Here is a 21,615-nt window from a genome sequence, read left to right as displayed (position 1 = left end):
ACGAAGTTTTGTCAAAAAGGATTGACCGCAGCGACTGAGATGGTCAGCCGCTGACGAATTTTCCGCCATCGACGTGCAGCATTTGTCCGGTCATGTACGACGACTCATCGCTCGCCAAAAAGACGTAGCACGGAGCGACTTCGCACGGTTGGCCGGGACGTTTCATCGGCGTGTTGGCACCGAATGTGGCGACTTGCTCGCTTTTGAACGTCGACGGGATGAGCGGCGTCCAAATCGGGCCTGGGGCGACGCCGTTGACGCGAATGCCTTGGCCGACGAGCGCTTTGGCGAGCGAGCGGGTGAGGGTGACGATTGCGCCTTTTGTCGCCGAGTAGTCGATGAGCTGTTCGTTTCCTTCGTAGGCGGTGACCGAAGCGGTGTTGATAATGGCGCTTCCGTTCTTTAAGTGCGGGAGCGCCGCTTTCGTTAGGAAAAAGTAGCCGAATACGTTCGTGCGAAACGTTTTTTCCAGCTGCGCGGCGGTGATGTTGAGAAAGTTCGGCTGCGGGTGCTGTTCAGCGGCGTTATTGACGACGATGTCAAGCTTGCCGAACGCTTCGATCGTCTGTTTCACCGCCTCTTTGCAAAACGCTTCATCGCCAATGTCTCCCGCAATGGCCAGACACCGTCTTCCTTCCTGCTCGACGAGCCGTTTCGTTTCGTCGGCATCTTCATGTTCGTTGAGATAGAGAATCGCCACATCGGCCCCTTCTTTGGCGAAATGGACCGCGACCGCGCGGCCGATGCCGCTGTCGCCGCCGCTGATGATGGCGGTTTTGTTTTTGAGCTTGCCGCTTCCTTTATAACTATCTTTGATCGTGACCGGCTGCGGGTTCATCTCCGTTTGCAGGCCGGGCTGGCGCGTCTGGTGCTGCGGGGGCAGCGTTGTTTGTTGCTTTGTGACCATGTTTGTTCCTCCTTAGCATGTATTGTCATCGTTAGTATGGGACGGAGGAGGGGAATTATGTGCCAAGAGGGGATGGACCGTGCTGTTCAATAGATCTGGAAATTTGGGAAACATGTTTTTCTCTTCTGTTTTTTCGTTTCTTGCCATAGAAGTCTTGGGGGATTAGACAATCTTTACTTTTTGATTAAGCAAAGATAAAATGATTAGCAAAGAGGGAAGGAGGATTTGTGATGAAGCCATCCTCACATGAAACGTATACGTATTACTCCACACTTTCTTCGAAACATCAAGTGACGATTCCAATGAAGATCAGAGAAGTGCTTGGGGCAGAACCGGGAGACCAAGTCGCGTTTGTTTATGGGGAAAATCAAGAGGTGACGTTAAAGGTGAAAAAGAAAGATGCGTTGCTATCTTTGTTCGGCACCATGCCGCCTAGGGGGGACAGTCGTCCGATGACATGGGAGGATATTCGCAAACAGGCGAAAGAGGAACGGATGTCCAAGAGGGAAAAGAACGAGGAGTAGATGATAGGGAGAAGAGGATGAAAGGTGTATATTTTAGATACGAACATCATCATTCGTTTTTTAACCAATGACGATGAAGAACAATCTTTGGTTGCCTATCGGGTATTTGAAAAGGCGGTCAACGGTGAATTTGCGTTCCTATTGCATCCTCTTGTCGTGGCGGAATGCTGCTGGGTGCTCGAGTCGAAACGGTACGGGTATACGAAAGGAGAAATCGCAAGTAAGCTGAAGCAAATCATGGAGGCTTCTTGTATTAAGACGATAGACAAAGAAGTTGTTGGAAAGGCATTGGACGATTACGCCCGTTGCAGTGTCGATTTTGCTGACGCGTATCTTTCGGCGCTGGCGCAGCACACTTCATCCATCCAAGGGATCATCACCTGGAACGAAAAAGATTTTCGTCGGCTTGGCGTGGAATGCTATATGCCTGAATCCATCATTTGAATCAATGATGGTTGACACTTGAACAAACATCGCGATTTTCCCAGAGCGCCAATCCCCGTCTTTTTTTGCTGCAAAACGGGAAACGCCAAGGTGCGTAAAAAAAGCAAACGAGCTGGTTCACATAGCCCAGCTCGTTTCTCATTTTGCTTATAACACATTGAAATACCGTGCCTCTGGATGGGCGAAGACGATCGCCGAAACCGATGCTTCGGGTTCCATCATATAGCCGTCGGTGAGACGGATGCCGATGTCTTCTGGATGAAGCAGACGGAACAGTTTCTCCTGGTCTTCCAAGTTCGGACAGGCCGGGTAGCCGAACGAGTAGCGCTGGCCTTGGTATTTGGCGGCGAAGCGCTCTTCCATCGTAAAATCCGGGTCGTCCGGGAAGCCCCAACGGTCGCGCATAATTTGGTGGATGCGCTCGGCGAATCCTTCGGCAATCTCGAGCGCCAACGCTTGGATGGCATGGCTTTTCAAAAATTCGCCTTCGTCTTTCCACTGTTGGGCGAGTTCGCGGACGCCATGACCGGCCGTGACGGCGAACAAGCCGACGTAATCCATTTCGCCGCTTTCTTTCGATTTCAAATAATCGGCGAGGCAAAGATGCGGCGCCCGCGGTTGGCGCGGAAAGTCGAACGTCTCGAGCACAGTTTTGCGATCAACCGGATCGTAAACGTAGACGCGGTTGCCGTCGCTTTGCGCCGGGAAGAAGCGGTAGACGCCGGCGGGTTGAATCCAGCCGCGTTCTTTCGCTTCGGCAACGAGTTCGTCGACGACCGCTTTTAACGCCAACGCTTTTTCGTCCCGTTCTTCAAGCAGCCGCTTCACTTTTCCTTTCAAGCCGAGGTGGTGGCCGAGCACCATTTGCCAGTTGACGTACGGCAACACATGGTCAAGCGGCACGTTTCGCAGCACGTGGCGCTCGAGGTCGGCCGGGACATACACCGGCACATCGGTCGAGACGTTCGATTTGAACGCGGTGGCGACCGCCGTTGGCCGTGTCGGCTCGCTTTCGGCCGTTTCTTTTTTCTTGTAGTCAATCTCGCCCTGCTGGATTTGGTTGGCAAGGGCAAGCCCGTCCATGGCGTCTTTCGCGTACAGGACGACGCCGTCGTATTCGGGTGCGATTTTGTTTTCGGTAAATTTGCGCGTCAAGGCGGCGCCGCCGACTAAAATGGGCGTTGAGATGCCGGCTTGCCGCAAATCTTGGGCGGTGACGACCATCTGTTGGGCCGATTTGACAAGCAAGCCCGACAACCCGATGATGTCGGGCTGATGTTCGCGCACCGCTTCAATGAGTTGCTGCGGAGCGACTTTAATGCCGAGGTCGATCACCTCGTAGCCGTTGTTGCTTAAAATGATGTCGACCAAGTTTTTGCCGATATCATGCACATCGCCTTTGACGGTGGCGAGAATGACTTTTCCTTTTGTGCTTCCTTCTTTCTTTTCCATATACGGCTCTAAAAAGGCGACCGCTGCTTTCATCACTTCCGCGCTTTGCAATACTTCAGCGACGATGAGCTGGTTGTTGTTGAACAGCCGCCCGACTTCATCCATGCCGGCCATAAGCGGACCGTTGATGATCGACAGCGGATCGGAGTAGGTCTCAAGCGCCTTCTCTAAATCGGGAATGAGCCCGTCTTTCGACCCTTCAATGACGTAGCGGGCGAGCCGCTCTTCAAGGCTCAAGTTCTCCTCAGCCGGCTTGGCGGCGGTGATTTTGCTTCGGTAAAATTCGATAAAGGTGTTTAATGTTTCATCGCTCGTGTCAAACAAAAGCGCTTCGGCCATCCGCACTTCCTCTTCCGGAATCGAGGCGAACCGCTCAAGCTTCTCAGTGTTGACGATCGCATAATCGAGCCCAGCTTGCGTGCAACGGTACAAAAAGACGGAGTTGAGCACCTCGCGCCCGGCCGGCGGCAAGCCGAACGAGACGTTGCTGATGCCGAGCATCGTCAAGCAATGAGGCAGCCGCTCTTTAATGAGGCGGATGCCTTTGATCGTTTCATTCGCCGCGCCGATGTATTGCTCATCACCGGTGCCGACCGGGAAGACGAGCGGATCGAAAATGATGTCGCGCGCCGGCACCCCGTAGCGGTTAACGAGCAAGTCATACGAACGCAAGGCAATTTCCAGCTTCCGTTCGGCGGTGACCGCCATCCCTTGTTCATCGATCGTGCCGACGACGACAGCGGCGCCGTATTTGTGCAAGAGAGGAACGACTTTCGCAAACCGCTCCTCGCCGTCTTCCAAGTTGATCGAATTGATGATCGCTTTCCCTTGCGAGTAGGTGAGGGCGCGTTCAATGACGCGCTCGTCGGTCGAATCGATGACAAGCGGCACTTTCACTTTTTTCACGACTTCGCGGACGAACTGTTCCATGTCATGGAGTTCGTCGCGGTCTGGGTCGGCGAGGCAAATGTCGATGACATGGGCGCCGTTTTTCACTTGGGCGCGGGCGATTTCCGCCGCTTCTTCGTATTTCCCTTCGGCGATGAGGCGTTTGAATTTGCGCGAGCCGATCACGTTTGTCCGCTCGCCGACAAAGAGCGGGCGCATCGTTTCATCATAGATGAGCGCCTCGATGCCGGAAACGGCGTGGACATCAAACGAAGACGGGATCGCCCGCGGCGGGAGATCACGCACCGCTTCGGCAATGGCGCGGATATGATCCGGCGTCGTACCGCAACACCCGCCGACGATGTTGATCCATCCCTTTTCGGCAAAGCGGCGGATTTTCTCTGCCAACATCTCCGGCGTTTCATGGTAGCGGCCTTCCTCATCCGGCAGACCGGCGTTCGGGTAGCAGCTGACCGCCGTGTCAGCGAGCGAGGCGAGCGTGCGCAAATGGTCGGTCATAAACTCGGGGCCTGTCGCGCAGTTTAAGCCGACGGCGATCGGCTTCATATGGCGCACCGAGATGAAAAACGCATCGATCGCCTGCCCGGCGAGTGTCGTGCCCATCGGTTCGATCGTGCCGGAAATCATGAGCGGCACGCGGCGACCGACCGCTTCAAACGCCTTCGAAATGCCGAGAAAACCGGCTTTGACATTCAGCGTATCTTGGCACGTCTCGAGTAGGAGAAGGTCGACGCCTCCTAAGAGCAGTCCGCGCGCTTGTTCTTCGTAGGCGGCGACGAGTTCTTCAAACGTTGCGCCGCCTGTCACCGACAACGTTTTCGTCGTCGGCCCCATCGAACCGGCGACAAAGCGCGGCCAGTCCGGGGTGGAGAACGACTCAGCCGTTTGTTTGGCGAGTTTGGCCGCTTCGATGTTCAGCTCAAGCGCCAAATGACCGAGGCCATATTCGTCAAGCACGATGCGTGTCGCTCCGAACGTGTTCGTTTCAATGATATCAGCACCGGCTTCTAGGTACGCTTCATGAATGCGGCGGATGATATGCGGGGCGGTGAGGGTCAAATATTCGTTGCACCCTTCATACGCCTCGCCGCCAAAGTCGGCGGCCGATAGGTTGGCTCTTTGGATCATCGTGCCCATGGCGCCATCGATGACAAGAATTTTTCTTTGCAGTTGCTGTTCTAAGGTGACGTTAGCCATGAACAACTTTCCTTTCTTTGGCGGCCGCTTCTTTTTCGTGAATGTAGCGGACGAGCTCGACTGTCATGTCATAGCGCAAGAACGGCGTGATCAAATAAATGCCGTTAAACAAATCAAACGCAGCGTCAATGAGCGATTTGGCGATAGCGATGCCTTCCTTGGCTGCTTGCACCGGGTCGCCGCTGCAGGCGGCCATGCGGGCGCGAATCTCGTCAGAGAGCGTAATGCCCGGCACTTCATGATGCAAAAAGTCGGCGTTGCGCGCGCTCACAAGCGGCATAATGCCGATGTAAATCGGCGTGTCAAGATGCTTGGTTGCTTCGTACACTTCAACGATTTTCTCTTCCGAGTAAATCGGCTGGGTCAAGAAATAGTGGGCGCCGCATTGAATTTTTTTCTCCATTCGCTCAACTGCTTTATCCAAATGGCGGACGTTCGGGTTGAACGCAGCGCCGATCGAGAAGTTCGTTTTTTGCCCAAGCGGTTTGCCCGAGTACGACAGCCCTTCGTTAAACTGGCGGATCAAGCGGATCAAATCGAACGATGATAAATCATACACCGACGTTGCTCCTGGGAAGTCGCCGATTTTCGACGGGTCGCCGGTAATGGCGAGCACGTCGGTGATGCCGAGCGTATGCAAGCCCATCAAATGCGACTGTAAGCCGATCAAATTGCGATCGCGGCATGTAATATGCACAAGCGGGCGGATGCCGAGTTGCTCCTTGATGATCGTGGCGACAGCGGCGTTGCTGATGCGCGGCGTGGCGAGCGAGTTGTCGGCCAACGTCAGCGCATCGATGCCGGCGTCATGGAGCGCTTTCGCCCCAGCAAGAAACTTGTCAATGCCGAGTTGCTTCGGCGGATCTAGCTCCACAATGACCGAGCGGTACGTGCGGGCGAGCTCGGGAAGCGGAGTCGGCGCGGGCCGATCGGCTTGCACCGATACAGATGCCGTGCGCCGCTTCACCGTTTTTTCCGTCACCGGCGTCCGGTCGGCGAGCGCCTTTGCCATTGCCTCAATATGTTTCGGCGTCGTGCCGCAGCACCCGCCGATCAAGCGCACCCCTTGGTCGCGGAACGCTTTGGCTGTTTCCTCGAAATATTCAGCGTTCGTCTCATAGACAAGCCGGCCATCGCGGTAATCCGGGAGGCTCGCATTCGGATACGCCGACAAAAACGCCTGCTTCGGCAGCGGCACTTCCTCGAGCGACCGAAGCATATGATATGGACCGAGACGACAGTTCAGTCCGACGACATCGGCCCCGAGCGCCTCCAGGCGGATAAGGGCGTCCGCGAGCGGCGTGCCATCTTGCAAGACGCCGACTTCATGGAGCGAGACGTGAGCGATAATCGGCAAGTCGGTCTCTTTGCGGGCGATGGCAAGCACCGTCTCCAACTCTTCCAAATCGTAATACGTCTCGAGCAGCACGCCGTCGACTCCTTCAGCCAGCAGGACAAACAGCTGCTCGCGAAACGTCCGTTTCACTTCTTCAAGCGTGACGACGCTTTTGTTTAACGTGCGCAGCCCCCCGATCGTTCCGAGCACGTATGCCCGCCCGTTCGCCGCTTGCCTGGCGAGCCGCACCGCCGCGCGGTTGATGGCCGGCACCTCATCTTCAAGGCCGTAGCGGGCGAGTTTCACATAGTTGGCGCCGTATGTATTCGTCTGAATGACGTCGGCGCCCGCGGCGATATACGCTTCATGAATATGGACGATTTCATCTGGATTGGATAAATTCAATTCTTCAAAACAACGGTCAATGCCGTGCGAATATAAAAGCGTTCCCATCGCCCCGTCGGCGATGAGAATGCGCTCTTTCAACTCATCCAGCAATCCCACGTTCGATTCCCCCGTTTCTCCGTAGTAAAAGAAAAAAGCCTTCTATAAGAAGAAGACTTTTCATTCGCTTCTTCTTATCTTCCAGGCTTCCGCCTGTCTGGATTTAGCACCTTGGCCGCGGGCCAGGTTGCTGAGGGTTCACCGGGCCAGTCCCTCCCCCTCTCTTGATAAGAATGCCGGTATGCAATTGTGCGGTGACGTTTTGATGATTACTATATAATTTAATGTATTTTTCGAAATTATTCAATACGGTGAAGAAGGAAATTTCAAAAGTTAAAGAGATTCAGATAAAAAGAGCGGCTCGCGTCAAGGGCTCGGCGCTTTCCCGCATCGGGGGCAAAACTGAAAATCACGCTGCACATGTTCTCCGCAGTATGGGCAATACTTGTTTGTTTTCTCTTTGCCTCCAAATCGGACGTTCAGTGGGTCGGGCTCTTCCTCGCTGACGACAATGTCCAATAAGGACATGCGTTGTTTTCCCGTCGCATTTTTGTAATGGTAAATTGCTTGAAATACACCGATGGCGATGACGACAAGGCCGAAAAACGGAAAAAAGCGGGCGGCGGGAAACGGCGAGTCCGCGGTGATGGAGAAGGTCATCACCATCCAAAAGATGCCGAACAACACAGCGGCGATGCTGCCGAACAGCCCTTGCATCGACGGGACGCGGCCGGGTTTGATGCTTTTCAAGTGGATTCCTTCTCCATTCGTTTCATGTTGGTTGGGATTATTATACCATATGATGATGTAGGAAACATGGGATGACGTAATAAAAAAGAAGCATTGTATCTCCTCCCTTACCTTGTACTAATCTCTTAAAAGCATCTCTGTTTCATGTCAATAGCACGAAATATGTCGAAATATGTAAAAAAAGATAAAATTATCGAACGATTTCTCTTTTTTTTTTTTTTAGAGTCAAGGTGTATAATTAAAATGGATGATATTAACAAGGAATTTACTAGAAACCGCATCGCAGACAGGAGTGAAGTGGGTGAAACAATGGTCGTGGCCGTATTTTATTCTGATTAGCCTGCCGCTTGTTGTGTTGATTGGAGTTGCTTTTCGCCTAAAAGCGGCCAGCATGCCCATCAAAATAGGATTTATTGTATTGGTGCTGCTTTACGGCGGGGTTTATTCTCGTTTAGTGCGAAGGATGAGATAGACACAGAATGTTTTTGAAAAAAGTTTTGATCGATTATCATTTACTGGAAGGAGATGATAGGTTATGAGTTTGCTGGCGCTTGTTGCCGGGACGCTCGGCGTGTCACAGTCAATCGCGACGACGGTTGTTTCGATTGTGTTGACCGGCTCCACTCTCATTTCTATTATTCTTGGGATCACCGCTATTTTGTCAGGTGGAGTCGACGTCATTTTGGAAATTGGGTGGTCAGCTTTTGTCGCGACGGTGAAAAAAATAGTGGCGGAACGAGGAAAAGCAGCAGCGATTGCATGGTAAAAGGCAAAACGGCAGGGGAAAAACTCCCTGCCGTTCCTAATGAGTAAATCAGGTAGCGTCAAAAGTTCTATGAAAACTCCACACAGATCATCCCATTGAGCATCGTGGGGCATGCGGAGGGCCGGATTCGCCCTTGACCAACACCCGCCAAAGGTGGGAAAGAGTCGTCAAGGGCGACGGGGACAAAAAGAAGGCAATAGGAAAGCCGCCCTTGCCATGACCGAATTTTACCTTTGGCGGTGTTCGGTTGGTCAAGGGTTCGCTTCGCCGAATCCGGCAGGAGTTCTGTTCAACGGGCTCCGGCGGACAAAAAAGTCAGGCCGCCTCTTGTTGGAGAAACGCTTGTGCCATGGCGATGAGCTTCGTCCACCGGGCCGGCATATGCGGAAGATCCGCCAGTTCCGGGATGACGACCGGGACCCGGCCTTCGAGTGCGCTATGCGGGCGCAGGAAGTTGAAATACGCCACAAACAGCGTCACAAAGGACACCGAGCCTTCTTCCGCACCAAACCCATGGGTCGGGCGGTAGTTGCCTTTAAAGGTCCGGTTGAATCGCTCGATGATCTGTTTGAGAGGGCGAAACTCTTCCGAGACCGGATCTTCGTTGGTTAGGCCGATCACCTGGCGGACGTCAAACGAAATCCCGTGCTGGGCGAAGAAGTGTTGCGCCAGCCGGTAAATCGGGTTGCCATCCACGACAAACGACAAGTCGTCTGGGAGGGACGGCAGCTTTCGCAGGACATCATCGATGGCCTGGATGGCCGAGAGCGTGTCCCGCTTGGGCGAGACGCGATACGACAGCACGATCTTTTTGACGGCATCAAACATAAAGAACAGGTAATGCCAGCGCCCTTTGACGCGAATATACGTCTCGTCCCCGCAAAACGAACCGGACAGCTCATACGGGAACCGGTCGACAAAGGGCTTGATCCAAAGCGCGACGCTGTTGGCGTAGTTGAGCACCGTCTGATGGGAGATCGAGACGCCATGGATGTCCTTCATGGCGGCGGCGGTCTCCCTCGAGGACATCCCAAAGTTGACGTAGTACGTCAACACGAGCCCCAACACGTGCGGCGACGCAGCCAGCCGGGACAAATCGACCTTCGGTTGGATGGGCGACGAGGAAGCCAACGGGAGAAAGTCAAACAAGAACTCTCGAAACAAATACCGCACCTTGAAGGCTTGAGGATCCTGTTGAAACTGTTGGCGCTCCTTCTTGGTCATCCGGCGAAGGTTGGCCTGGTAAAACGGGCAATCGTTGTTCTTGCACTTATAGATGTGGTATTCTTTGCGTTCCTTGATTTTTTCCAGCGTCTTTTTGCAGTGCGGGCAGCGAAAGACCGCTTGCTTGGTGAACCGATTTCGGTGGTTGAACCGGCACTGGCACACTTTGCATTGGTATTGCCCGTTTCCGCCGTTATTGGCGTACAGGTAAGAAGAGGGAGCCTGGCAGCGAGGGCAGGTCAACGAATCCGGAACACGGTGTTTCGCATTCGCGCGGCGCTGGATGGGCCGTAAAGGACGTCCGTGCTGGGCTTCATAGTCTGCCAACAGCTTCCGGTAATCAAGGGTTTCCGGCACATCGATGATCGGAAGGTCATCGACCTGAAGTTTCCGGTACGGCTTTTGGATGGGTTCGTCCAAGTCCTCGAGATTCAAGGATTTTCCCACGATCACACCCATCAAATACACAATGATTTGATATTGGGTCTTGATTATTTCGAGCAAATAGGCTAATAATTGAGGTAACAAAGCTTGTCACTCCTTTGTTTTGGCTGTTGGGTGTCGTTACCTCAATGATGGCCGAAAACAACGGGGGTGGCAAGCTTTTTTTCGTTCAACCGTTGAAACTCAAGGGAAAACCGTGAGTGTGGAGGATACACTTTTGACAATACCATGAAAGGGAAAGGAGGGAGCGACATGGAAGAGCGCGACCGGGTGAAGATCACCGACCGCCTCGCCCGCCCGCTTCGCGATTTGCGGTTGTCGGTCATCGATCAATGCAATTTTCGCTGCGTCTATTGCATGCCTGCGGAAGTGTTCGGGCCGAATTTTCGCTTTTTGGCGGAAGACCAGCTGTTAACCGTTGACGAAATGGCGCTTTTAGTGGAATGTTTTGTCGAGCTTGGCGTTGAAAAAATCCGCCTGACCGGCGGCGAGCCGTTGCTTCGGCGCGACCTCGATGCGCTCATTGAGCGGCTGTCCGCGCTCCCTGGCCTGCGCGATATTGGATTGACGACCAACGGCGTTCATTTGGTGAAATGGGCGCAGCGGTTGAAAGAAGCCGGGTTGAAGCGCGTCAACGTCAGTTTGGATGCGTTGGATGATGACATTTTCCGAAAAATGAACGGCATTGGCATCGGCTCTGCCCCGGTGTTGAAAGGCATCGAAGCCGCCCTGGCGGCGGGGCTCGGCGTGAAAGTGAACATGGTCGTCAAAAAAGGATGGAACGACTCGCAAATCGTGCCGATGGCGGCCTACTTTAAAGACTTGGGCATTCCGCTCCGCTTGATTGAATTTATGGATGTCGGCACAACGAACGGCTGGGATTATTCCCATGTCGTGACGAAAAAAGAGATGTATGAACAAATCAACGCCATGCACCCTCTTGAACCGGTTGAAAAAGCGTACTTCGGCGAAGTGGCGAGCCGCTACCGCTACGTCGGCACGGAGGTGGAAGTCGGCTTTATCGCCTCAGTGACGGAAACGTTTTGCCAAAGCTGCACGAGGGCGCGCATTTCCGCCGATGGCAAGCTGTACACGTGTTTGTTTGCTTCTGAGGGCGTGTCGTTGAAAGACAAACTGCGCGCCGGCGCGGGGAAAGAAGAGCTGAAGGCGTTGATCGCCGCCATTTGGAGCGAGCGGACAGACCGCTATTCGGAAGAACGGACGGCAGAGACAGCGAAACAGCGCCCGAAAATTGAAATGTCGTATATTGGGGGATAACAAAGAAACGGGGCTGCTCTTTTCGTCAAAGAAGCAGCCCTGCTTTTTATCGCTCGATGCGCCTGCCTTTACCTTAGAAATGGGGGAATGGCTTCGTCTGCTTATGCCTTCACCGCCGCCAACACGCGCGGGAAGAGGATGTTGTTTTCCAAATGGATGTGGGTAAACAAATCGTCTTCGAGCGCCGCGAGTCGGTTGTAGACGAGCCGGTACGTGCCGCACGCGTCTTCCGGCGGGGTGAAGTCGTTGGTGATTTCACGAATTTCTTTCATCAAATCGCCGGCTGCGTCATGTTCATTGACCAGTTCGCGAACGGCCCGCTCGACCGCCTCCTGGTTTTCCGGCGATGGGTTGTCGGCAAATTGCAAAATGAGCGGGAACGCTCCCGTTTCCTCTTTAATGAGATGCTGCTCGAGTTCTGTTTTTAACTCATGAAACAGTTTATGCACGTGGGAAAGATGCGGATGGTGCATGCCATGCACGCGCAATACTTTCGTGACATACGGGCTGAGCTGCGGCAGTTCCTCGTTCAAATAGCGGTGGTGCGTGTTGATGATATGATCGACCAAGTCGGTTAGCGGCGCTTCGCTCCAGTTTCCGGCCGGTTTGTTTTGCGCCTCCGCATAAAGGGTGTTCAGTTCGCGAAGGAGCGCTTCGCCATCGAGTCCGCGCTCTTCAATGGCTTCTTTTAACGGGCGCTGCCCGCCGCAGCAAAAATCAATGCGCCGCGCTTTAAACAAATCCGCTGCTTTCGGAAATTGAGTGACAATATCGCCGATCAACGATTGTTCGGTAAACCGCTGTTCCATTTCGGATCCCTCCATCACCAAATCGTTACAGCTTCAGCATACCTTGTTTTGGACGTCAACGTTGTGACACATCTCACACAAACGAAAAAAGTAGACAACAAGGAAATGTGATGAACATCACAACAGTGGCTCCCTTCTTTCCTGTACAATAAAACGGACGATAAAAATTGTGAATGCGCTGCATAGAAGATGTGAACTGCCGAAAAAAGAGGGGGAGTCAGCATGTGGCTGCTGGCCAAGGCAAGCCGCTGGGAGGAAGAAAAAGATGATTTTGCAGCATATTGATGATGCCAGCGTCGTTGATGAAAAATTGGCCAAAATCATTAAGCAGCTGCAAGATTGGAAATCATTGTGATAAAACGATAAAATGGGCTTAGTGAAGTGAATGAGGGAAAGAAAGGGGAGAACACCGTTGGTCGAAAGACGAACCCCGATTCCTGTCGCGGAAGCCATCGCCCGGGTGATGCATTACGCCGGGAGAGGGGAAGAGGAGACGGTGCCGCTTCGCCAGTCGTACGGCCGCTATTTGGCCGAAGATTTGCGCGCCGATCATGACGTGCCGCCGTTTGACCGCTCGCCGTATGACGGATTTGCCATTCGCGCCGCCGACTCGGAAGGAGCGGGACTTGACCATCCGGTCGAGTTTGAAGTCATTGAAACGATCGGCGCCGGACAAGTGGCGAAACAGCCCGTCGGTCCGTTTCAAGCGGTGCGCTTGATGACCGGAGCGCAAATTCCCCAAGGATGCGATGCGGTCGTCATGTTGGAGCTCGCCAAACAGTACGAGCGGGATGGAAAAACGTATATGGCCATTAAACGCCCGTTCCGCCCTGGCGACAATATTTCGTTTCAAGGGGAAGACGCGAAAAAAGGGCAGCCGCTCATCGAAAAAGGGACGCGCATCAATCCCGGGGTGGCGGCGCTCTTGGCGACGTTCGGCTATGCGGAGGTGAAAGTGGCAAAACGGCCGCGCATCGGCATTTTTGCGACCGGCAGCGAACTGCTCGACGTCTCGGAACCGCTTGTGCCGGGAAAAATCCGCAACAGCAACGCCTACATGATCGAGGCGCAGGTGTTCAAAAGCGGCGCCGAGCCGATTTATTTCGGCCAGCTCGCCGACGACCTCGATGCGTGTTTTCACGCTGTGCGCCAGGCGCTCGATCAAGTGGACATGCTCATTACGACCGGCGGCGTCTCGGTCGGGGATTTCGATTATTTGCCCGCCATTTACAAGCGGCTCGGAGCGAACGTGTTGTTTAACAAAATCGCCATGCGCCCGGGGAGCGTGACGACCGTCGCCGAGATTGATGGCAAGCTGCTGTTCGGTCTATCCGGAAACCCGTCGGCGTGCTACGTCGGGTATGAGCTGTTCGTCCGCCCGGTCGTGCGCACGCGGCTGTTTTCGGCCAAGCCGTATTTGAAAAAAGCGAAAGCCACCCTTGGCGCCGAGTTTCCAAAGCCGAACCCGTTCACCCGCTTCGTGCGCAGCCGGGTCGAGGCGGTTGACGGTCGGCTTGTCGTGAAGCCGGTCGGCATGGACAAGTCGAACATCGTCACCTCGCTTGCCTTTGCGAACGCCTTGATGGTGCTGCCGGGCGGAACGAGAGGGTTTGCGGTTGGCGATGAGGTCGACGTGTGGCTTTTGGATGACGATGAGGGGTCAAGCGAATGAACGTCTGGCAAGTCGTCGGCTATAAACATAGCGGCAAGACGACGTTGATGGAAAAATGGGTGGCGGCCGCGGTCCGGGAAGGATGGCGCGTCGGGACGGTGAAGCATCACGGCCATGGCGGCGAGCCCGCGCGGCCGGAAGGTGTCGATTCCGTCCGCCATGAGCGGGCCGGGGCGGTGGCAACGGCGGTGGAAGGGGACGGGCTGTTGCAGCTACATCTCCGCCGTCCGCTATGGCGGTTGGATGACGTGTTGGCGCTTTATGCGCCGCTTCGGCTCGATCTCGTGTTGGTTGAAGGCTACAAACAAGATCGGTATCCAAAAGTCGTGCTTGTGCGCTCCGCGAAAGATTGGGCGTCGCTCCAGCACCTCGCCGACATCCGCGCCGTCATCGCCTGGGAGCCACTCGAAGGGCCGCTAGTGCATCCGGTGTTTTCGCTGGCCGATGATGATGAATATATTCCATGGCTCATGAACGAGGTGAGAACACGAACATGACCGAACCGTTGTTTGCCATTACCGACCGGCCGATTTCGGTCGAAGATGTGATGAAAAAAGTGATGCGTCCGGAAGCGGGGGCGGTCGCTGTCTTTGCCGGCACGGTGCGCGAATGGACGAACGGCAAGCGGACGCTCTTTTTGCAATATGAGGCGTACGTGTCGATGGCGGAGAAAATGCTCGCGCAAATCGGGGCGGAAATCGCCGAAAAATGGCCGGGGGCGAAAACGGCGATCACCCACCGGATCGGGCGGCTTAAGATCGGCGACATCGCCGTCGTCATCGCCGTTTCTTCACCGCACCGCGCCGAAGCGTATGAGGCGAACCGCTACGCTATTGAGCGGATCAAACAAATCGTGCCGATTTGGAAAAAAGAGCAATGGGAGGACGGAAGCGCCTGGGTGGGCGACCAGCTTGAAACGACGGCGTATCCGTCCGGAAAGCCGGAGGTGAGTGAGGAATGATCCGCCTTTTATTTTTCGCGCATTTAGGCGAACAAATCGGCGAGCGGGAAGTGATGTGGCCGCACGTTCCGGAAACGGTGAAACAACTGAAAGACGAAGTGGAAGAGCGCTACGGCGTCTCGCTCGGGCGCGTCATGACTGCGGTCAATGAGGAGTACGCCCGCGACGAAGCGCCGCTTCACGCCGGCGACACGGTCGCCTTTATTCCACCGGTAAGCGGAGGATGAGACCAATGGCGAACAAAAGCAAATGGGTGATGCCAAAACAGCACGGCGCCTGGGCGATGCTCATCATCCCGTTTTGGCTCGGGGCGTACGCCGGTGGGCTTTCGTGGATTCACGCGCCGCTCTTTGTCGCCTGGCTTGCGCTCTATTTGGCGACGTATCCGCTCTTGATGGCGGTGAAAACGAAGCGGAACGACCCGTACGTGCCCGCCGCCGCCCGCTATGGCGCCATCGCCGCACCGGCCTTGGCCGTTTCCCTTTGGCAGCAGCCGGCGCTTTTCTACTTCGGGCTCGCCATGATGCCGTTTTTCCTAGTAAACACCTACTACAGCAAGAAAAAGAATGAGCGCGCCTTTTGGAACGACGCGGCGGCCATCGCGGCGTTTTGCATCGGCGGCCTCGCCGCCTTTTACGCCGGACGCGGGGAGTTGACGCTTGAAGCGTTTGAACTCGCCCTGTTTTCCTTCCTCTTTTTCATCGGCAGCACGTTTTACGTAAAAACGATGATTCGCGAAAAGAAAAACGAGCGGTACAAATGGCTGTCATGGGGCTACCACGCCCTGTTGATCGTCGGCCTCATCGCCATCGGCGAGCCGTTCGCCGTCTTGGCCTATGCACCGAGCGTCATCCGCGCCGTCTATTTATATGGCAAGTCGCTGCCGATCATGAAACTCGGCATGCTGGAAATCGCCAACGCGGCGTACTTTTTCATCGCGATGATCGTGCTCTACTCTTGAGCGAACCCCAAACGGGAGGCATCCATGACCGTTTGGGGTTTTTCGTTTGGTTAGGCGGGATTGCTTTTTCATTGCACAAGCATGATGTGAAATGGGCATGAATTCCTTGTAACGGTTTTGCAAAGGGTCGTTTCAAAAGCCTACCTCTTCTTCTATGCTCGTTCTCAAATAAAGAAAGAAGGGAAACCCGTGGTGCTAGTTGAGCGCTAAAGCTCAACTAGCACCACGGGTAAAAGAAGATAACTTTGCATTCATTTTATTAAAAAATCTTGAGCAACTCGGTTGTCGTGATTATTCTCTCGTTTGGGATTTTGCTCATATCGGCTATGAGAAATATGAAGAAGGATTAGCCATTTAACAAAACATCCTATTATAAAGAAACATTCTTTCTATGTTTCTAAAAATCAGAATCCTTTATTTTGGAAAACTCGTAAAATCGTTGGGGCAACCATTCGTTGGCATGGACGCCCTCTCTCGTTTTATTCTTGTCATCTTGGTTGGTGGCATGATGAAGAAGAACCTTTCGGCGATCAGTTTGATACACTTCTTAAAAAAATTGAATATGAAGACGCTTTCTTCCTCATGGGCGATTTTAATAACGACGCCCACATTCGTGGAGAGGGCTATGATTACATGATGAGTAGAGGGCTTTATGACACATACGTACTATATACATGCAACATGAAGAGTTAACTTCTCAGTCATCCTGCACACCCTAAGCGCTGCAGCACTTCCTCCGGACGTTCGTGGATGTAGTGGACAAACCGAGTAATGGCTTGAATGATATCGTTGCGATCCTTGTGAAATACATTGGCAATCACCGTATCTTTCAGCCATTTCCATAAGCGTTCGATCGGGTTCAGCTGTGGCGAATAGGGAGGAAGGTAAATAAAGTGAAAACACTGCCCTTCTTCCTGCAAAAACTCCTTGACCATTTTGGCATGGTGAATGCGGGCGTTATCCAACACCAAGACCATGAGACGGTCCGGATAGCGCTCTTTGAGCATTCTCAAGAAATCCAAGAACGTCGCGGCATTGGCAGCGGTCGTTTGATGAAGCACCGTTTCGCCATCGTGGATGTTGACCGCGCCAAACAGCGATACGTGGGCATGATGGCCGAACGTCGGCACTTGTTTTTGGCGGCCGACTTCCGACCATGTGGACCGCAAGACATGGTAAGAGCGGATATGTGTTTCATCAAGGTACAACAAGACCGAATCAGGATCCATTAAGTTTTTTTATGAAGTCGATCTGTTTCTCAAAATTCTTTTGTCGATCCGGATCGCCTTTCGCCAATGTGTAGGTCGGCCGTGTCCACGACAGCCCTTTGCGGTGCAGGAGTTTTCGCAACGCTTCGCGGGAAATGGAAACACCGAAGTGCTTTTCGACATAGGATTGCAGGAGTTTGGTGTTCCACGCCGAAGCGACGTCCCAGCCCAGTTCCGCGGGAGTGGTGGTCAACACAAGCTGTTTGATCTCTTCCTGCTGTTCTTCGGTGAGAAACGGCTCCCGCCCGGGGGCGAAATCCCGATGAAGCAAGAGCTCCAGACCGCCTTCGTTGAACAGCGACACATAATGGGAAACGGTTTGTCGGCACACGTTGACCATGGAGGCCACCTCTTTGCCCAAATAGCCTTCCATGACCAGGCGAACCGCCATCACCCGTTGGCGAAGAAGGGTGTTTTTGATTTTCCGTTCCTGTTTGCGAAGTGTCCGAGGTGTCCATCCGTGATCGTTGGTGATTTTGAGACGTTTCATGCAGAATTCCGCTCCTTTTCCATGCTTTTCCTTAGGAGCAGTATAACCGGAGTGGGCACCACTTATACGAAGGTTAACTTTTCAATGAGCATATATATAGCAAAAGAGAAGGATAGCGGTACTACGGTTCAAGGGAAAATTGATGGTTGGAATGAAAACGAAAAAAACTTACGCATTGATTTGATTCTATCAAACAAGCTTTTACACGTAAAATACTCTAAAACCATTTTTAACGGCCAAAATGGCCATGTCATTTCTGACCATTTCGGAGTAGAGGTAGAAATTGAAGACGGACTCGCCTAGTTGTGTCCGTCTTTTTCTTTTTCTTTTACAAGATCGACGAGCTTTGCACCCGTCATCTTCTGCAAATCATCGACGCACAGTTCGATTTGCATGCCAATCTTTCCTGCACTGACAATGATTTTTTTAAGTTGAAGAGCCGTTTCATCAATAAACGTGGCATATTGCTTCTTCATTCCAATCGGTGAACATCCGCCGCGAACATAGCCTGTGTGCTTTTCAATCTCATGAACAGGAAGAAGCTCTACTTTTTTCTCTTGTGCCGCTTTCGCTGCTTTTTTCAAATCAAGTTCCGCCTCTACAGGAATGACAAATACGTAAATCGTTCCGCTGCTTCCTTTTGTCACTAACGTTTTATAGACGGTTTTTGGGTCTTTTCCGATTTTTTTCGCTACGGATACCCCATCGATTTTTCCATCGTTGTTTTCATATGTCCACACATCATATAAGATGCCTTCTCGGTCTAATAGACGCATCGCGTTCGTTTTTGCTTGTTTCATCTCATTTCCCCTACCTATTAAGTAGCTTCATGTTTAGTTTACCTTGAACCGCTTTTCTTAACAACTTTTACGGACCAAGGGAAGCGAAGAAGTCTTTGATCATGATAAAAAGGGACATCCCCGCGGGACATCCCTGTTTCTTCATTCAACCCCTTTATACGCTTGGCGATAAATGTCGGCAAGGTCGCTGACTAATGGTAATTTTGGGTTGGCTGTTGTACATTGATCTTCAAAAGCTAGTTCAGCAAGTTGTTCGACTTTGCTTTCAAACTCTTCTTTGCTGACGCCTGTTTCCGCGATGCTTAATGGCATTTCAAGCTCTTTTGCAAGCTTGATAATCGCTTGAATGAGGCTTTCGACTCCTTCTTCCGTTGTGCGTGCTGGCAATCCTAAAATGCGTGCGATTTCCGCATAGCGTTTATCCGCGATAAAATGTTCATATTTAGGGAACGCTACAAATTTCTTCGGTTTTGTCGCGTTATAACGAATGACGTGCGGCATTAAAATCGTGTTCGCACGTCCGTGCGGAATATGGAATTCTGCGCCAAGTTTATGCGCTAAACTATGGTTAATGCCTAAAAATGCGTTCGCGAATGCCATACCGGCAATCGTTGATGCGTTATGCATTTTTTCGCGCGCCACTTCATCGTTGCCGTTTTTGTATGCGCGTGGCAAATATTCAAAGACGAGTTGAATGGCTTTTAGTGCTAATCCGTCTGTGTAGTCGTTTGCCATGTTCGATACGTACGCTTCAATCGCATGTGTTAATACGTCCATACCTGTATCCGCTGTAATATGTTTTGGCATCGTCATGACGAATTGTGGGTCAACGATGGCGACATCTGGTGTTAACTCGTAGTCAGCAAGCGGATATTTGACGTTATTTTTCTTATCTGTAATGACCGCAAACGATGTCACTTCTGAACCTGTACCAGATGTTGTTGGAATCGCGACAAATTGCGCTTTTTGACCGAGTTTTGGATATTTAAATACGCGTTTACGAATATCTAAAAACTTTTGTTTTAAGCCATTAAAGTCGGTATTTGGATGTTCATAGAACAGCCACATCGCTTTCGCCGCGTCCATCGCCGAACCACCGCCGAGCGCGATGATGACGTCTGGCTGGAACGCATGCATCATGTCGGCACCTTTCATCACTGTTTCAATTGATGGATCTGGTTCAACTTCTGAGAAAATTTCGCAATGCACATAATCTGGACGTTTACGCAAATAGTATAACACTTTATCGACATAGCCGAGCTTCACCATACCTGGGTCTGTAACGATAAAGGCACGTGAGATGTTTGGCATTTTCGCTAAATATTGTGTCGCATGTTTTTCAAAATAAATTTTTGGTGGAACTTTAAACCATTGCATGTTTACATTCCTTCTCGCTAATTTTTTAATATTAATTAAGTGTGTCGCACCCACGTTTGTCGAAACGGAGTTGCCTCCAAACGTACCGCAACCGAGCGTCAATGACGGAATGTATGCGTTGTAAATGTCCCCGATCGCTCCTTGTGAAGATGGTGCATTAGAGATGATTCGTCCTGCTTTCATTCGCTTACCGAATTCAAGAATGACGTCTTGATTTTCTGAATGAATGACAGCGGAGTGGCCAAGTCCACCAAATTCAAGCATTTCTTCTGCTCGTTTTAACCCTTCTTCTGTGCTATTCACCTTATAGCACGCCAATACAGGACTTAATTTTTCACGAGAAAGCGGCTCTTGCGGACCGACGCTTTTTAATTCTGCGACAAGAATTTTCGTATCAACTGGAACGTCCACACCGGCCATTTTTGCAATTTCATATGCTGGTTTACCGACGATATTCGGGTTTACTGCACACGTATTTTCATTAATGACAAGCTTTTCGACTTTTTTCTTTTCTTCTTCATTTAAAAAGTAACATTTGTTTGCGATCATTTCGTTTTTCACCGCATCATATATTTCTTTATCAATAATGACCGCTTGTTCAGATGCACAAATCATTCCGTTATCAAACGTTTTTGAAAGAATAAGGTCGTTCACCGCGCGTTTAATATTTGCTGTTTTTTCAATATAACAAGGTACGTTACCAGGTCCAACCCCTAATGCTGGTTTTCCTGAGCTATATGCTGCTTTGACCATGCCTGCTCCACCTGTCGCAAGAATAAGCGAAACACCAGGGTGATGCATAAGTTGTTGCGTTGCTTCAACGGAAGGTGTTTCGATCCATTGAATACAATGTTCTGGCGCACCGGCCGCAATCGCTGCATCACGTAAAATGCGTGCCGCTTCACTGCTGCATTTTTGCGCGGACGGATGGAACGCAAAAATGATTGGATTGCGCGTCTTGATTGAAATAAGCGCTTTAAACATCGTTGTTGATGTTGGGTTTGTTACTGGTGTAACCCCAGCGATGACTCCAACAGGCTCAGCAATTTCAATAATACCTTCTTGTTCATTTTCGCGAATAACGCCGACGGTTTTATCATATTTGATGTTATGATAAATGTATTCTGTCGCAAAAATGTTTTTAATGATTTTATCTTCATACACGCCACGTTTTGTTTCTTCAATCGCTAACTTCGCTAAATACATATGTTTGTCAAGTCCAGCTAACGCCATTTGCTTGACGATATGATCAATCGCTTCTTGATCGTAATCACGAAACGCTTTTAACGCTTTTTGCGCATTCGCGACGAGCGTATCGATCATTTTTGTAACTTCTTTCTTTTGGTCTAATACTTTTTCATCAACAGCCATATAAGACCCTTCCCCTCCTGTATTGTCCTTGTGAAGTTTTTCACAAGTTAATTGAAAATAAAAATATGATTGTTTTCACATTCACATTATAACGGGGGTAAGCCTGTTTGTGTGTGTCAGTTTTGTGAAATATTGAGCAAATATGTTGTATAAGAGAACCGCTTCTTATAAAGAAGGCGGTTACTCACACACTGGATTGCGTGGAATCTTTTCAAACGAAATATCGTTGTA

20 protein-coding genes, 1 pseudogene and 1 riboswitch are annotated in these 21,615 nt (G+C 51.6%); of the genes and pseudogenes, 11 read left to right on the top strand and 10 right to left on the bottom strand.

Annotated elements, in window-relative coordinates; translation table 11 throughout:
- Positions 1-43: 43 nt before the first annotated feature.
- Positions 44-907 carry an SDR family oxidoreductase gene (locus tag NSS88_RS04925; protein ID WP_055358796.1) on the bottom strand — a complete coding sequence of 288 codons (864 nt, stop codon included), beginning with the start codon at positions 905-907 and terminating at the stop codon, positions 44-46.
- A gap of 230 nt (positions 908-1,137) precedes the next feature.
- On the opposite strand from NSS88_RS04925, the gene NSS88_RS04920 reads away from it, so the two are divergent.
- Positions 1,138-1,431, top strand: coding sequence for an AbrB/MazE/SpoVT family DNA-binding domain-containing protein (locus NSS88_RS04920; protein ID WP_013523104.1), 294 nt, complete (start codon positions 1,138-1,140; stop codon positions 1,429-1,431).
- Positions 1,432-1,455: 24 nt separating this feature from the next.
- Positions 1,456-1,875, top strand: a complete 420-nt coding sequence (locus tag NSS88_RS04915) for a PIN domain-containing protein (RefSeq protein WP_015374075.1) — start codon at positions 1,456-1,458, stop codon at positions 1,873-1,875.
- Positions 1,876-2,022: 147 nt separating this feature from the next.
- Here NSS88_RS04915 and metH read toward each other — a convergent pair whose 3' ends face one another.
- The 3 genes from metH to NSS88_RS04900 all read right to left on the bottom strand — a co-directional run bounded on the left by metH (position 2,023) and on the right by NSS88_RS04900 (position 7,963).
- Positions 2,023-5,433, bottom strand: coding sequence for a methionine synthase (gene metH / locus NSS88_RS04910; protein WP_341083338.1), 3,411 nt, complete (start codon positions 5,431-5,433; stop codon positions 2,023-2,025).
- Entirely contained in the window at positions 5,426-7,273 is a 1,848-nt protein-coding gene (locus tag NSS88_RS04905) for a bifunctional homocysteine S-methyltransferase/methylenetetrahydrofolate reductase (RefSeq protein ID WP_121678317.1), read from the bottom strand. Before NSS88_RS04905 ends, metH begins: the two co-directional genes overlap by 8 nt.
- Positions 7,274-7,344: 71 nt before the next feature.
- Positions 7,345-7,447, bottom strand: a riboswitch (SAM riboswitch).
- 132 nt (positions 7,448-7,579) lie between these two features.
- Positions 7,580-7,963, bottom strand: a complete 384-nt coding sequence (locus tag NSS88_RS04900) for a zinc ribbon domain-containing protein (RefSeq protein ID WP_033013797.1) — start codon at positions 7,961-7,963, stop codon at positions 7,580-7,582.
- Positions 7,964-8,264: 301 nt separating this feature from the next.
- Here NSS88_RS04900 and NSS88_RS04895 point away from each other — a divergent pair, with 301 nt between their 5' ends.
- The gene (locus tag NSS88_RS04895) at positions 8,265-8,435 is read left to right on the top strand and encodes a hypothetical protein (RefSeq protein ID WP_015374078.1); all 171 of its coding nucleotides are present in this window, start codon (positions 8,265-8,267) and stop codon (positions 8,433-8,435) included.
- A gap of 63 nt (positions 8,436-8,498) precedes the next feature.
- A complete protein-coding gene (locus tag NSS88_RS04890) occupies positions 8,499-8,729 on the top strand; it encodes an uberolysin/carnocyclin family circular bacteriocin (protein ID WP_033013796.1) in 231 nt (76 codons plus the stop codon).
- 315 nt (positions 8,730-9,044) lie between these two features.
- On the opposite strand, the gene NSS88_RS04885 is transcribed toward NSS88_RS04890, so the two are convergent.
- Positions 9,045-10,481, bottom strand: coding sequence for a DDE-type integrase/transposase/recombinase (locus NSS88_RS04885; RefSeq protein WP_289667381.1), 1,437 nt, complete (start codon positions 10,479-10,481; stop codon positions 9,045-9,047).
- Between the two features lie 168 nt (positions 10,482-10,649).
- On the opposite strand from NSS88_RS04885, the gene moaA reads away from it, so the two are divergent.
- A complete protein-coding gene (moaA, locus tag NSS88_RS04880; RefSeq protein WP_049625254.1) occupies positions 10,650-11,675 on the top strand; it encodes a GTP 3',8-cyclase MoaA in 1,026 nt (341 codons plus the stop codon).
- Between the two features lie 101 nt (positions 11,676-11,776).
- Here moaA and ric read toward each other — a convergent pair whose 3' ends face one another.
- Positions 11,777-12,484, bottom strand: a complete 708-nt coding sequence (gene ric, locus NSS88_RS04875) for an iron-sulfur cluster repair di-iron protein (RefSeq protein WP_049626321.1) — start codon at positions 12,482-12,484, stop codon at positions 11,777-11,779.
- A 412-nt stretch (positions 12,485-12,896) separates the two neighbouring features.
- On the opposite strand from ric, the gene NSS88_RS04870 reads away from it, so the two are divergent.
- The 5 genes from NSS88_RS04870 to NSS88_RS04850 are packed head-to-tail and all read left to right on the top strand — an operon-like array spanning position 12,897 to position 16,078.
- A complete protein-coding gene (locus tag NSS88_RS04870) occupies positions 12,897-14,156 on the top strand; it encodes a molybdopterin molybdotransferase MoeA (protein ID WP_033013775.1) in 1,260 nt (419 codons plus the stop codon).
- The gene (gene mobB / locus NSS88_RS04865) at positions 14,153-14,653 is read left to right on the top strand and encodes a molybdopterin-guanine dinucleotide biosynthesis protein B (protein WP_033013774.1); all 501 of its coding nucleotides are present in this window, start codon (positions 14,153-14,155) and stop codon (positions 14,651-14,653) included. The genes NSS88_RS04870 and mobB overlap by 4 nt, the downstream gene beginning before the upstream one ends.
- Positions 14,650-15,117 carry a molybdenum cofactor biosynthesis protein MoaE gene (locus NSS88_RS04860; protein ID WP_033013773.1) on the top strand — a complete coding sequence of 156 codons (468 nt, stop codon included), beginning with the start codon at positions 14,650-14,652 and terminating at the stop codon, positions 15,115-15,117. Before mobB ends, NSS88_RS04860 begins: the two co-directional genes overlap by 4 nt.
- Positions 15,114-15,344, top strand: a complete 231-nt coding sequence (moaD, locus tag NSS88_RS04855; protein WP_055358139.1) for a molybdopterin converting factor subunit 1 — start codon at positions 15,114-15,116, stop codon at positions 15,342-15,344. The genes NSS88_RS04860 and moaD overlap by 4 nt, the downstream gene beginning before the upstream one ends.
- Positions 15,345-15,349: 5 nt before the next feature.
- Positions 15,350-16,078 carry a YwiC-like family protein gene (locus NSS88_RS04850; RefSeq protein ID WP_061580625.1) on the top strand — a complete coding sequence of 243 codons (729 nt, stop codon included), beginning with the start codon at positions 15,350-15,352 and terminating at the stop codon, positions 16,076-16,078.
- A 701-nt stretch (positions 16,079-16,779) separates the two neighbouring features.
- Here NSS88_RS04850 and NSS88_RS04845 read toward each other — a convergent pair.
- Positions 16,780-17,307: an IS630 family transposase gene (locus NSS88_RS04845; protein WP_341083328.1), complete on the bottom strand. Its 528-nt coding sequence runs from the start codon at positions 17,305-17,307 to the stop codon at positions 16,780-16,782.
- Entirely contained in the window at positions 17,297-17,836 is a 540-nt protein-coding gene (locus NSS88_RS04840) for an IS630 family transposase (protein ID WP_341083326.1), read from the bottom strand. Before NSS88_RS04840 ends, NSS88_RS04845 begins: the two co-directional genes overlap by 11 nt.
- Before the next feature lie 96 nt (positions 17,837-17,932).
- Here NSS88_RS04840 and NSS88_RS04835 point away from each other — a divergent pair.
- Positions 17,933-18,139: pseudogene (locus tag NSS88_RS04835) on the top strand (endonuclease/exonuclease/phosphatase family protein); the annotation flags it as partial.
- Here the strand turns inward: NSS88_RS04835 and ybaK are convergent.
- Complete coding sequence (gene ybaK / locus NSS88_RS04830; RefSeq protein ID WP_033017071.1) at positions 18,136-18,636, bottom strand: Cys-tRNA(Pro) deacylase; 501 nt, start codon at positions 18,634-18,636, stop codon at positions 18,136-18,138. The pseudogene NSS88_RS04835 and the gene ybaK sit on opposite strands and share 4 nt — an antisense overlap.
- Positions 18,637-18,777: 141 nt before the next feature.
- Entirely contained in the window at positions 18,778-21,384 is a 2,607-nt protein-coding gene (adhE, locus tag NSS88_RS04825) for a bifunctional acetaldehyde-CoA/alcohol dehydrogenase (protein ID WP_033017072.1), read from the bottom strand.
- Positions 21,385-21,615: the final 231 nt, after the last annotated feature.

This window comes from Geobacillus sp. FSL W8-1251, assembly GCF_038005945.1.
Classification (GTDB): domain Bacteria; phylum Bacillota; class Bacilli; order Bacillales; family Anoxybacillaceae; genus Geobacillus; species Geobacillus stearothermophilus.
This window is presented reverse-complemented; position numbering and strand designations above follow the sequence as displayed.